The following is a 12504-nucleotide window of genomic DNA, read 5'->3' on the forward strand; positions in this document are numbered from 1 at the left end:
AACAGATATGTTATAAATTTTACATAGAGTGACTTTTTAATTAATATTACTCGTTCCTCTACAAAGATATCTATTCCCCATAGTGATAGCAAACAGAGGGATTCATTTCAATAGGCATGCATTGATTATGCAAAAAAGGGTATTCAGGCGGCATTTTTTGATACGCTAAAACTAAAAACCGCGCCCGCTCTATTTAATAACAGACGCCTATCTTATTAAGTTATATAGATTAAAATGGGCAAGTCGCCCTGCCGTCAGCCCAGCACTTAATCGCGAAAATTAGTAAACTGAAACGGCTGGCCCAGCTCTCCGCCTTTGACCAGCGCCATGGCGCCCTGCAAATCATCGCGGGATTTGCCGGTAACCCGTACCTGCTCGCCCTGGATTTGCACCTGTACCTTCAGCTTGCTGTCTTTGATCAGTTTCACCAGCTTCTTGGCCAGGGTGGATTCGATGCCTTGCTTGAGCTTGGCCTCGACGCTATAGGTTTTGCCGCTGCGCGCCATCTCGTCCGGCAGCTCTATCGCCCCGCCCTCAATACCGCGTTTGGCCAATTTTTCCCGCAGGATCTCGACCAGTTGCTGCACCTGGAAATCGGATTCGCTGGTGGCGGTGATGCTTTGGTTTTTTTCATTGAGCTCAAAACTTGCCGGTACGTTGCGAAAATCCCAGCGGGTGGTGAGCTCGCGGCTGGCATTCTCCACCGCGTTGCGAACTTCCTGCATATCTATTTCTGAAACGATGTCAAATGAGGGCATAATGTGTCTCCGGCTGCCATTCTTTGGTTAGCATCATACCCGCTTGGTTTGCCAGATACAAAATACTGTCCGCGGCGTCGGCAAAAAAATGAATAGGCCTAAAACGGCCCTTGATAGGCAGCGAATATGTCTATAATCAGAGCAATCTACGCGCAGGCAGGCGCTGGTTGGCTTAATGCATAGCAAAGGTTAAAACATGAATATTACCGTTCTCGGGTGTGGCGCCATCGGCCAGTTGTGGCTGGCCGGACTGGTGAGCCAGGGGCACAACGTCCAGGGATGGCTGCGCGTGCCGCAGTCGTCTTGTACGGTGGATGTGGTGACGCCCCTGGGGGAGAACGTGCGGCATCAGTTGCCCGCCAACAACGCCGCGCTTTTGTCCGGGAGTGATCTCTTGCTGGTGACGCTGAAAGCCTGGCAGGTTTCCGGCGCCATCCGCACGCTGTTGCCGCAGCTCAGGGCGGACTGCGCCATTTTATTGCTGCATAACGGCCTGGGCACCCGCGAAGAGCTGCCTGCGCTTACCCAGCCGTTGTTGCAGGGCATCACCACCCACGCGGCTTATCGCAGCGAGAGCGGCAGCATTATCCATGTCTATAACGGTACCACCCGTATCGGCCCGCTGACGGAAAACGCGCAGTCCATCAGCCACCTGGCGGAAAAGCTGCACGAGGCGTTGCCGGATGTGGCCTGGCATAACAATATCGCCGCTTCCTGCTGGCTTAAACTGGCCGCCAACTGTGTCATCAACCCGCTGACGGCGGCCTATGAGTGCCGTAACGGCGAGATAGAACAGTATATCGATCAGATCGAAGCGCTGTGCCGCGAAGTGGCGATGGTCATGGATCGCGAGGGATACCATACTTCTTATGAAAGCCTGCTGTTTTACGTTGGGCAAACCATTAAAAGCACCGCGGGCAATACGTCGTCGATGCTGCAGGATATTCGCGCCCAGCGTCATACCGAGATTGACTATATTAATGGTTACCTGGTGCGGCGGGCGCGGGTACATGGCCTGAGCGTACCGGAAAACCAGCGGTTGTATGAGCTGATCAAACAGAAGGAGGACCACTATGGGCGTCTCGGCGATGGTATGTCTGGCGACTGGGAGTGAAGAAACCGAAGCGGTGACCGTGATCGATCTGCTGGTCAGGGCCGGCATTGAGGTGACGGTGACGGGCGTGGGCGTGGGCAACGCGAGCCATGGGATTGTCTGCTCGCGCGGAGTACGGCTGCTGGCCGATGCCCCGCTGGCGACGGTGGCCGGCCGGGCGTTCGACGTTATCGTCCTGCCGGGCGGCGTCAAGGGCGCCGAGGCCCTGCGCGACAGCGCGGCGCTGATTGATTGCCTGCGTCTGGCAAGTCGCGCCGGCAGACTGATTGCCGCCATCTGCGCGGCGCCGGCGTTGGTGCTGGTACATCATCGCCTGTTTCCTGATGCCGCGTTAACGGGGTTCCCGGCGTTGAAAGACCGGATCCCGGCGTCGCAATGGCGGGACGAGCGGGTTGTTTACGATAAAACGGCGAACCTGCTGACCAGCCAGGGTCCGGGTACGGCGATGGAGTTTGCCTTGCATATTATCGGGCTGCTACTGGGCGGAAGCAAAGCGGCGGAAGTGGCGGCGCAGCTGGTGCTGCCTGCGGGCATACGGGATTTCGCCGGGTAACTCACGCCGGGATCCCGGCCGGCGATGGCGAACACGCTTGCCGTTTGCCGTATTTAGCGTACGGCAAACGGCCGGGACGCGGCTTTAAGGCCGGTAAACCTTGACGTTGTGAAAGCCCTGCTCGCGCAGGTACAGCGCCTGCAGCCGGCTCATGACGCCCCGCTCGCAGTACAGGAGATAGGACTTGCTCTGGTCAAGCGTGCCGAACTGGGTGCCGAGCTTATAGAACGGCAGCGCCTGGACCACGATGTTGTCCATCAGCAGCGGCTGGCTTTCCTGCTCGTCCACCGGACGGATATCCAGCACGATATCATTGCCGCCGACGTCGGCCGCGGTTTCCACTTCCTCCACATCCTGGCGGGTCTGCTCGATGATTTCGCGGATATCTATGCTGCTGGCCTCCGCCACCGCCCGTTCGAGCACGCTGAAGTCAAAATGCGCTTCTTCCTGCTCGATACGATGCTTTACGGCCCTGACCGTCGGACTTTTAGAAATTACGCCGCAATATTCCGGCATGGTTTTGGCGAATTCCTCGGTGCCGATGGCGCGCGCCGTATTGATGATCTGCTCTTTATCATGGGAAATCAGCGGCCGCAGCACCAGCGTATCGGAGACGTTATCGATCAGGCGCAGGTTGGTGAGGGTCTGGCTGGAGACCTGCCCCAGGGCTTCACCGGTCACCAGCGCCTGGATGCCGAAGCGTTCCGCCATTTCCGATGCCGCGCGGATCATCATGCGCTTGAGCACCACGCCCATTTGGCCGTCATCGACTTTTTCCAGGATTTCGCCCACCACGGCGGCAAAATCAATGGCGATAAACCGCACCCGGTGGGAACTGCCGTAGCGGTTCCAGAGATGATGCGCCACCTGGCGCACGCCGATTTCATGCGCCGCGCCGCCCAGGTTAAAGAAGCAGTAATGCACCCGGCAGCCGCGGCGCATCAGCATATAGCTGGAAACGCCGGAATCGAAACCGCCGGAAATCAGCGACAGCACATCTTCCTGGGTACCGATAGGGAATCCGCCAATGCCTTCATAGCGCGCGGTGATAAGCAGCAGGCGATCGTCTTCGATTTCCAGGTGGATGGTTTCTTCGGGATGGTTGAGCCGCACGCGGGTGCCGGACACGTTCTGGTTCAGGCCGCCGCCGACGTAGCGTTCCACATCCTGCGAAGTAAATTCATGGGTGCCGCGGCGTTTTACGCGCACGCAAAATGTTTTATCCACCAGCCGGTCGTGGTACTGCGCCAGCGTCTGCACATAAATGTCGTGCATATCCGTATAGGTGTGTTCTTCCACCGCCAGGATATGATGGATGCCGGGAATACGGGTCAGCGCCTCGCAGATAACCGGGCGCTTGCTCTCGTCCTTGGCGCGTACGATGATATGATCCCAATGACGCACCACCGTCAGGGACTCGTCATAATGTTTCATGACGTTGCGGATATTGCTGGCGAGAATTTTAATAAAGCGCAACCGTACCGACTGGCTTTTTATCGTAATTTCCGGAAACAGTTTGATGATAAACTTCATGGCGATAGTCGTTATGTGATCAGAAGAAAAAGGTAACGTAGCGGAACACGTCATATAATAAGATAGGGATAATCCGGCGCAGTACGCCTGGATATTACCCTTAGCATCCGAGGCGCGCAGTATATCACTTTACGCCGCGGCATTGAGCCCAATTTGCTTATCATCGCACTCTGGGCTAACGTTGTCTGTTTTCATATGCCATGCCCTTTACGTTGGTGAAAAAATCGTTATGCCGAAAAAAACCGAACAGCCCGCCAGTTTTGAAACTGCACTAAAAGAATTGGAACAGATTGTCACCCGCCTGGAATCAGGCGAGCTTCCGCTGGAAGAGGCGCTGAACGCATTTGAACAGGGCGTGCAGCTGGCGCGCCACGGCCAGCAGACCTTGCAGCAGGCGGAGCAGCGGGTGCAGATATTGCTTAGCGACGAGAACACTGCGCCGCTGACGCCGTTTACCCCGGACGCGGAATAAACCATGGAGTTCGCGCTGCAGCTAAAGGCCTGCCATCTGCGGGTCGACGGGGCGCTGGACCGGTTTTTCGCTTCCCTGGATCCCCGGGAACCGCTGACCCAGGCCATGCGCCACGGCGCGTTACTGGGCGGCAAGCGCCTGCGGCCGTTCCTGGTTTACCGTACCGGCCAGCTGTTCGGCCTGCCTTTGGCGGACCTGGACGCGCCGGCGGCGGCGGTGGAATGCATCCACGCGTATTCCCTCATCCATGACGACCTGCCGGCAATGGACGACGACGACCTGCGGCGCGGTCAACCGACCTGCCATATTAAATTTGGTGAAACCACCGCCATCCTGGCCGGGGACGCGCTGCAAGCCCTGGCGTTTTCCATTCTGGCCGACGCGCCGATGCCGTCGGTGGCGACGCGGGATCGCCTGGCGATGATCTCGGCGCTGGCCCAGGCCAGCGGCGCGGCCGGCATGTGCCTCGGCCAGGCGCAGGATTTGGCGGCGGAAGTGACGCCGGTCAACCTGGCGGATCTCGAGACCATTCACCGTTATAAGACCGGCGCGCTGATCCGCTCGGCGGTAACCATGGGCGCGCTGGCGGCCGGGGAACCGGGCCGTGCGGCCCTGCCCTTCCTCGATCGTTATGCCGCCGCCATCGGCCTGGCGTTCCAGGTCCAGGACGATATTCTCGACGTGGTGGGCGATACCGCGACGCTTGGTAAACGCCAGGGCGCGGATCAACAGCTGGGCAAAAGCACCTACCCGGCGCTGCTGGGGCTTGATAACGCGCGCGCCAAGGCACATGATCTGATCCAGGAGTCATTGGCGGCTTTAACGCATGTCGAAAGCCTGGGTTATGATACGTCGGCCCTGAACGCGCTGGCACGGTTTGTCATTGAACGCGATAAGTAAAAAAAAGCGTCTTTTTCCATCCCAGATATGAGTATCCGATGAGTATTGATCTGACGAAGTACCCGACGTTGGCCTTAGCCGAAGTACCCGCCGAGCTGCGGCTGCTGCCGAAAGAGAGTTTAGTGAGGCTCTGCGACGAGCTGAGGCGGTTCCTGCTGGACAGCGTCAGCCGCTCAAGCGGCCATTTCGCCTCGGGTCTGGGTACCGTGGAACTTACCGTTGCGCTGCATTATGTCTATAACACCCCGTTTGATCATGTGGTGTGGGATGTCGGCCACCAGGCCTATCCGCACAAAATCCTGACCGGACGCCGCGACCAGATCGGCACCATTCGCCAGAAAGACGGCCTGCATCCTTTTCCCTGGCGCGGCGAAAGCGACTATGACGTGCTGTCGGTCGGCCACTCCTCCACCTCCATCAGCGCCGGGCTCGGCATGGCGGTGGCCGCCGGACATGAAGGCAAAGGGCGTCGTACCGTGTGCGTCATCGGCGACGGCGCCATTACCGCCGGCATGGCGTTCGAGGCGATGAACCATGCGGGGGATATCAAGTCGGACCTGCTGGTGATCCTCAATGATAACGAAATGTCGATCTCCGAAAACGTCGGCGCGCTGAACAACCATCTGGCGCAGATTCTTTCCGGCAAGCTGTACTCTACCCTGCGCGAGGGAGGCAAGCGGGTGCTGTCCGGCATTCCGCCCATTAAGGAACTGGTCAAGCGCACCGAGGAACATATTAAGGGCATGGTGGTGCCCGGTACGCTGTTCGAGGAACTGGGATTCAACTATATCGGCCCGGTGGACGGGCACGATGTGCTGGGACTGGTGCATACGCTGAAAAACATGCGCGCCATGAAAGGCCCGCAGTTCCTGCATATCATGACCAAAAAGGGCAAGGGGTACGCCCCGGCGGAGAAAGACCCCATCAGCTGGCATGCGGTGCCGAAATTTGATCCCGAGACCGGTACCCTGCCCAAAAGCGCCGGCGGGCTGCCCACCTATTCGGCGATTTTCGGCAACTGGCTGTGCGAGACGGCGGCGACTGACGATAAACTGATGGCAATCACCCCCGCCATGCGCGAAGGCTCGGGCATGGTGCGCTTTTCGCGGCAGTACCCCGGCCAGTATTTCGACGTGGCCATCGCGGAACAACATGCCGTGACCTTCGCCGCGGGCCTGGCCATCGGCGGTTATAAACCGGTAGTGGCCATTTACTCCACCTTTTTGCAGCGCGCCTACGATCAGCTGATCCATGACGTGGCCATCCAGCGTTTGCCGGTGTTGTTCGCCATCGATCGCTGCGGCATCGTCGGCGCCGACGGGCCGACCCACCAGGGCGCGTTTGATTTATCCTTCCTGCGGTGCGTGCCCCACATGGTTATCATGACGCCGAGCGATGAAAACGAATGCCGGCTGATGCTGCATACCGGTTATCACTATCAGGACGGGCCGTCGGCGGTGCGTTATCCACGCGGCAGCGGTACCGGCGCGGCGCTGGCGCCGCTGGCGCCGCTGGCCATCGGCAAGGGGATCATCCGCCGCCAGGGCGAAAAGATCGCCATCCTTAACTTCGGCACCCTGCTGGCCGACGCGCGCGTCGTCGCCGACGCGCTAAACGCCACCCTGGTGGACATGCGTTTTGTTAAACCGCTGGATGAAAGTCTTATCGAGGAACTGGCCGCCAGCCACGAAGCGCTGGTGACGCTGGAGGAGAACGCCGTCATGGGCGGCGCCGGCAGCGGCGTGAATGAATTCCTGATGCACCAGCGGCTGCTGGTGCCGGTCTTGAATATCGGCCTGCCCGATCGGTTTATCCCGCAGGGCAGCCAGGAGGAAATGCGCGCCGCGCTCGGGCTGGACAGCGCCGGGATCCAAGCCCGGATTGAGCGCTGGCTGGCCTGAGGGTTTGGCGCGGCGCCTTAGGTAAGCCCGGTGCCGGCGGGCCTACCGTGCCATGGGGCGCTCGGTCGGGCGGGAAAATTACGCCCGATTCGACCCCATCGGCGCGCTCTCCCTTGAACACGTCTGCTTTAAGCGCGGTGGTGGCGGGCATACCGCGCCATGGGGCGCTCGGTCGGGCGGGAAAATCACGCCCGATTCGACCCCATTGGCACGCTCTCCCTTGAACACGTCTGCTTTAAGCGCGGTGCCGGCGGGCCTACCGTGCCATGGGGCGCTCGGTCGGGCGAAAAAACCACGCCCGATTCGACCCCATTGGCACGCTCTCCCTTGAACACGTCTGCTTTAAGCGCGGTGCCGGCGGGCATACCGCGCCATGGGGCGCTCGGTCGGGCGAAAAAATCACGCCCGATTCAACCCCATTGGCGCGCTCTCCCTTGAACACGTCTGCTTTAAGCGCGGTGCCGGCGGGCCTACCGTGCCATGGGGCGCTCGGTCGGGCGGGAAAATCACGCCCGATTCGACCCCATTGGCACGCTCTCCCTTGAACACGTCTGCTTTAAGCGCGGTGGTGGCGGGCATACCGAGCCATGGGGCGCTCGGTCGGGCGGGAAAATCACGCCCGATTCGACCCCATTGGCACGCTCTCCCTTGAACACGTCTGCTTTAAGCGCGGTGGTGGCGGGCTATTTTTCAGTGATTTTCCTGCCATTCGCCCGATGCTTCAGGCTCCGTTTCCGGACGCGACAGCATGGCGGTGGCGATACCGTTGCCCAGTACGTTAATACCTGACCGCCCCATATCCAGCACATGGTCGATACCCATCAACAGCAGGATACCCGCCACCGGGATATTAAAACTTGGAATGGTGGCCGCCAGCACCACCAGCGCCGAGCGCGGCACGCCGGCAATGCCTTTGGACGCCAGCATCAGGGTCAGCATCAGCATGGTGATTTCCGCGCCGGTGAGCCGGATGTTATAGGCTTGGGCGATAAACATGGCGGCAAACGAGCAGTAGATCATCGACCCCACCAGATTAAACGAATACCCCAGCGGCAGCACAAACGAGGCGATATTGTTCGGGCAGCCGAAACGCCGCAGCTGCTCGAGGGTCTTGGGATAGGCGGCCTCGGAGCTGCTGGTGGTGAACGCCAGGATCACCGGCTCTTTCAGCATGCTCAGCAGGCGAAACGTGGCGGATTTCAACACCAGGTAACAGAACCCTATCATCAGCACGCAGCACAGCGCGATGGCCAGGTAATAGCCGCCGATAAACGACGCGTAGCTTTTCAGGATGCCCAACCCTTCGTTGGCGATAACCGACGACACGGCGGCAAAGATGGCGAGCGGCGCCATATACATCACATAGCCCGTCACCTTCAGCATGATATGGGAGACCACGTTCAGTCCGTCCGCCAGCGGTTTATTGAATTTCTCCCCCAGCGACGCCCCGGCGATGCCGAAGAATAACGAAAACACCACGATTTGCAGAATTTCGTTATGCCCCATGGCGTCAACGATGCTGGTGGGGAAGGTATGGGCAATAAAGGTCTTGAACGACATGCCGCTGGCGGCAAGGCCGGTATCCACCGCCTGGGCGGGGATTTGCAGGTTAAGGCCGGCGCCGGGCTGCATGAGGGTGACCACCGTCAGCCCGAGCAAAATGGACACCACGGAGGACGAGATAAACCAGAGAAAGGCTTTGCCGCCCAGGGCGCCGATGGCCGAAGTATCGCCCATATTCATGATGCCTACCGTCAGCGTGGTAAATACCAGCGGCGCAATGACCATCTTAATCAGGCGCAGAAAGATGTCGGTTAATAATGCAATATTGTCCGCATAGGCGTGCGCATTCTCCGCGCTGGCAAACTGGTGCACCAGGGCGCCCATGACGATGCCCAGCAGCATAAAGGCCAGGATAAAGGTGGTTAACTTATTAGATTTAGACATAATTTCCCGGTGTTCAATGTACTACGCGTTTATAGTGACGAGGGGTTGAGAGTAAGTCGCACAATCATCCTTAATGAAGAGGTAAGATTCCATGCAATGGGTCAAGGAAAACCGCATTAATGGGTTTGCCGGCCCGGGGGCTGGATGGCAATCACCCCGCCGCCCATAACAATCTGACTATAATGTAATGATTAACATCACCCTCAGGAGAAAAACATGCAGTTTACCACGCTTGGCAAGACCGATCTTCGCGTATCCCGCCTGTGCCTGGGTTGTATGACCTTTGGCGAACCCACAAGGGGCAAGCATGCCTGGACCCTGCCCGAGGAAAGCTCACGGCTGTTGATAAAGCAGGCGCTGGAGCTGGGTATTAATTTCTTCGATACCGCCAACAGCTATTCGGACGGCAGCAGCGAGGAAATCGTCGGGCGGGCGTTAAACGATTTCGCGCGGCGCGAGGACATCGTTCTCGCCACCAAGGTCTTTTTCCCCATGAGCAATCTGTCGGGCGGCCTGTCGCGCGCCAATATCCTGCAATCCATCGACGACAGTCTCTCCCGCCTCGGCACCGACTATGTCGATCTGCTGCAGATCCACCGTTGGGACTACGACACGCCGCTGGAGGAGACGCTGGAGGCGCTGCACGACGTGGTGCAATCCGGCAAGGCGCGGTTTATCGGCGCGTCGTCGATGTACGCCTGGCAGTTTGCCCGCGCCTTGTATACCGCCGATTTGCATGGCTGGACCCGTTTTGTCAGCATGCAGGATCAATACAACCTGATCCAGCGCGAGGAGGAGCGTGAAATGCACCCCCTGTGCCGGGCCGAGGGGATCGCGGTGCTACCCTGGAGCCCCCTGGCGCGCGGCAGGCTGACCCGCCCCTGGGGCGAAACCACCGCGCGGGAAGCGTCGGACCTGGTCAGCAAGGCGCTCTATGATAACAGCGCCGACGCCGACGCCCGCATAGCCGAACGCGTGGCGGCCATCGCCGACAGCAAGGGCGTGTCGCGGGCGCAGGTGGCGCTGGCGTGGGTGCTGAGCAAACCGGCGGTTACCGCGCCGATCGTCGGCGCGTCACGCGCCGAACAGCTTGACGACCTGGTCGGCGCCCTGGACGTTATCCTGGATGAGCAGGACATTGCCGAGCTGGAAACCGCCTACGCCCCGCATTATCCGGTCGGTTTTCAATGATCCGCCGCCGGTGGGCTAACCGGCGGCCAACCCCGCCCGCCATGGGCGGGGTACCGTCCTGATGCCGCCCGGCGGATTCGCCGCCCCATGCCGGTAGCCTCCACCGACGTATCGGGTTCATGCCGGCGCCAGGCGTACCGATACATCAGGTCAGGAACAGCGGCCAGTAATGGCCCACGGCGAAAATTATGCCGGCGCCGATAATACCGGCCACGATGTCATCAATCATGATCCCCATGCCGCCATGCACCTCCCGATCGAACCAGCGGATCGGCCAGGGTTTCCAGATGTCCAGCACGCGAAACAGCACAAAGGCCGCCGCTACCCAACGCCAGTCGTTGACCGGCAAGGCCATCAGCGTAATCCACATGCCGACGAATTCATCCCAGACCAGGCAGCCGTGATCGTGCACGCGCATATCCCTGGCGGTCTGGTGACAGGCATAAACGCCCAGGCAGATGCTTAACATGACCACCAGGGAGTAGAGCTGCCAGGGAAGCTGGATTATCAGGCACCATAAGGGGATTGCCGCCAGGGAGCCGGCGGTGCCGGGCATCCAGGGAAACAATCCGCTGCCGAATCCGGTGGCCAGCAGGTGCCAGGGATTGCGCAGCCTTACCCGCCCTTTGGCAAGGGCCATTTCCATGGTCATGGCTTACTCCTGATTAAAATGGTCAAAACCTTGCCAATCGAACGTGACCGGCTGATTATCGCGCAATAATTGCAGGCCTTCGCTACGCGGCCCAATCTGGCCGATGCAGGTAAAATCGGCGCCGGTATGGCCTAAGGCGACATCGAGCGCGCCGCGGTTTATTTCGGGCACGGTAAAGCAGAGTTCGTAATCTTCGCCGCCGCCCAGGGCCCAGCGCAACGCCTGCTCCGGCGTGGCGTGGCGTCGCAGGGCGGTGGAATAAGGCAGATCGTCCAAATGGATGCGCGCGCCGCATTCGCTCCTGTCGAGGATATGCCGCAGGTCGGAGACGAGGCCGTCGGAGATATCGATCGCCGAACTGGCCAGATCGCGCAGCGCCTGCCCTTGCAGGATGCGCGGCTGGGGACGCAGGTGGCGCCCCAGCAGGTATTGGCGGTCCCGCGGCGAATCGACATCAAGCCGGTTTTGCAGGATAGCCAGGCCGGCGGCGCTGTCGCCCAGGGTACCGGTGACGTAGATCCAATCGCCGATGCGCGCGCCCGAACGGGTGATGGCGCGCCCCGCGGGGATCAGCCCATGGATGGTCAGCGTCAGGCTGAGCGGACCGCGCGTGGTATCGCCGCCGATCAGCTGCATGCCGTAATAATCCAGCTGTTCATACAGGCTGTCGCTATAGGCGGCCAGCCAGGATTCATCAACGTCGGGCAAGGTGAGGGCGAGCGACAGCCAGGCGGGATCGGCGCCCATGGCGGCCAGGTCGCTGAGATTTACCGCCAGGGATTTATAACCTAGGTCGGCGGGAGAGATATCCGGCAAAAAGTGAATACCCGCCACCAGGGTATCGGTGCTGACCGCTATCAGTCGTTTTTCATCAACCGACAGCAGTGCACAATCATCGCCGATGCCCAGTACCACATCGCGCCGAACGCTTCTTACGCGATTGAAATAGCGGGCAATAAGGTCAAATTCGCCACAGGCCATAACCTATCCAAATAGTGTTGTCTATGTTATTGCGGAAAAGGGCCGCGGCCGGAGAACCGGCCGGAAAAACGTTACTTCCTGTTGGGACGGATATGCGGGGCCGCTTTGTCCAGCACGCCGTTGACAAACTTATGGCTTTCTTCCGCGCCGAAGGTCTTGGCCAGCTCAATCGCCTCATTGATGGCCACTTTATACGGCACGTCCAGGCGCTTGCTTAATTCATACAGCGCCAGGCGCAAAATGGCGCGCTCCACATGGCCCAACTCGTCAAGCTGACGTGAAAGGTAGGGTGCCATAAGCTGATCCAGCTCCGCTGCATGCGTCGCCGTACCGGTATACAGCTCGCGAAAATAAGCGATATCCACATCCTTGACATCCTGCTCCGCGAGGAACTGGACTTCAATATCCGCGATATCGTTATGAGATAACTGCCATGAGTAAAGCGCCTGAACGACACATTCACGGGCACGGCGACGAGCAGCAGGTTTCACGAATTTCCCCT

At 59.5% G+C, this 12504-nt stretch carries 12 protein-coding genes; 6 read left to right on the forward strand and 6 right to left on the reverse strand.

Features of this window, described 5'->3' with window-relative positions; genetic code table 11:
• Nucleotides 1-266: 266 nt before the first annotated feature.
• On the reverse strand, nucleotides 267-758 hold the full coding sequence (locus ACL2XN_RS11610; protein WP_331122703.1) for a YajQ family cyclic di-GMP-binding protein: 492 nt from the start codon (nucleotides 756-758) through the stop codon (nucleotides 267-269).
• A 196-nt stretch (nucleotides 759-954) separates the two neighbouring features.
• Here ACL2XN_RS11610 and panE point away from each other — a divergent pair, with 196 nt between their 5' ends.
• On the forward strand, nucleotides 955-1872 hold the full coding sequence (gene panE, locus ACL2XN_RS11615; RefSeq protein WP_410016200.1) for a 2-dehydropantoate 2-reductase: 918 nt from the start codon (nucleotides 955-957) through the stop codon (nucleotides 1870-1872).
• On the forward strand, nucleotides 1832-2425 hold the full coding sequence (yajL, locus tag ACL2XN_RS11620; protein WP_410016201.1) for a protein deglycase YajL: 594 nt from the start codon (nucleotides 1832-1834) through the stop codon (nucleotides 2423-2425). Before panE ends, yajL begins: the two co-directional genes overlap by 41 nt.
• A gap of 84 nt (nucleotides 2426-2509) precedes the next feature.
• On the opposite strand, the gene thiI is transcribed toward yajL, so the two are convergent.
• Nucleotides 2510-3958, reverse strand: coding sequence for a tRNA uracil 4-sulfurtransferase ThiI (gene thiI, locus ACL2XN_RS11625; RefSeq protein ID WP_413722254.1), 1449 nt, complete (start codon nucleotides 3956-3958; stop codon nucleotides 2510-2512).
• A 229-nt stretch (nucleotides 3959-4187) separates the two neighbouring features.
• On the opposite strand from thiI, the gene xseB reads away from it, so the two are divergent.
• The 3 genes from xseB to dxs are packed head-to-tail and all read left to right on the forward strand — an operon-like array spanning nucleotide 4188 to nucleotide 7231.
• Nucleotides 4188-4430 (forward strand): exodeoxyribonuclease VII small subunit, encoded by a 243-nt coding sequence (gene xseB, locus ACL2XN_RS11630; protein ID WP_410016203.1) that lies wholly within the window; start codon nucleotides 4188-4190, stop codon nucleotides 4428-4430.
• A gap of 3 nt (nucleotides 4431-4433) precedes the next feature.
• On the forward strand, nucleotides 4434-5330 hold the full coding sequence (ispA, locus tag ACL2XN_RS11635) for a (2E,6E)-farnesyl diphosphate synthase (RefSeq protein ID WP_410016204.1): 897 nt from the start codon (nucleotides 4434-4436) through the stop codon (nucleotides 5328-5330).
• A gap of 38 nt (nucleotides 5331-5368) precedes the next feature.
• Nucleotides 5369-7231: a 1-deoxy-D-xylulose-5-phosphate synthase gene (gene dxs / locus ACL2XN_RS11640; RefSeq protein ID WP_410016205.1), complete on the forward strand. Its 1863-nt coding sequence runs from the start codon at nucleotides 5369-5371 to the stop codon at nucleotides 7229-7231.
• A 690-nt stretch (nucleotides 7232-7921) separates the two neighbouring features.
• On the opposite strand, the gene ACL2XN_RS11645 is transcribed toward dxs, so the two are convergent.
• Nucleotides 7922-9178 carry a dicarboxylate/amino acid:cation symporter gene (locus tag ACL2XN_RS11645; RefSeq protein ID WP_413722251.1) on the reverse strand — a complete coding sequence of 419 codons (1257 nt, stop codon included), beginning with the start codon at nucleotides 9176-9178 and terminating at the stop codon, nucleotides 7922-7924.
• 216 nt (nucleotides 9179-9394) lie between these two features.
• Between ACL2XN_RS11645 and ACL2XN_RS11650 the strand changes: the two genes are divergently transcribed.
• Nucleotides 9395-10369, forward strand: coding sequence for an aldo/keto reductase (locus tag ACL2XN_RS11650; protein ID WP_413722250.1), 975 nt, complete (start codon nucleotides 9395-9397; stop codon nucleotides 10367-10369).
• A gap of 145 nt (nucleotides 10370-10514) precedes the next feature.
• Here the strand turns inward: ACL2XN_RS11650 and pgpA are convergent, their stop codons facing one another.
• The 3 genes from pgpA to nusB form a co-directional block, all read right to left on the reverse strand.
• Nucleotides 10515-11009, reverse strand: a complete 495-nt coding sequence (gene pgpA, locus ACL2XN_RS11655; RefSeq protein ID WP_410016608.1) for a phosphatidylglycerophosphatase A — start codon at nucleotides 11007-11009, stop codon at nucleotides 10515-10517.
• A gap of 15 nt (nucleotides 11010-11024) precedes the next feature.
• Nucleotides 11025-12002 (reverse strand): thiamine-phosphate kinase, encoded by a 978-nt coding sequence (gene thiL, locus ACL2XN_RS11660; protein WP_413722249.1) that lies wholly within the window; start codon nucleotides 12000-12002, stop codon nucleotides 11025-11027.
• 71 nt (nucleotides 12003-12073) lie between these two features.
• On the reverse strand, nucleotides 12074-12493 hold the full coding sequence (gene nusB, locus ACL2XN_RS11665; protein ID WP_162367690.1) for a transcription antitermination factor NusB: 420 nt from the start codon (nucleotides 12491-12493) through the stop codon (nucleotides 12074-12076).
• Between the last annotated feature and the right edge of the window lie 11 nt (nucleotides 12494-12504).

Origin of the sequence: Sodalis sp. RH22 (assembly GCF_047324165.1) — a bacterium.
Lineage (GTDB): Bacteria > Pseudomonadota > Gammaproteobacteria > Enterobacterales > Enterobacteriaceae > Acerihabitans.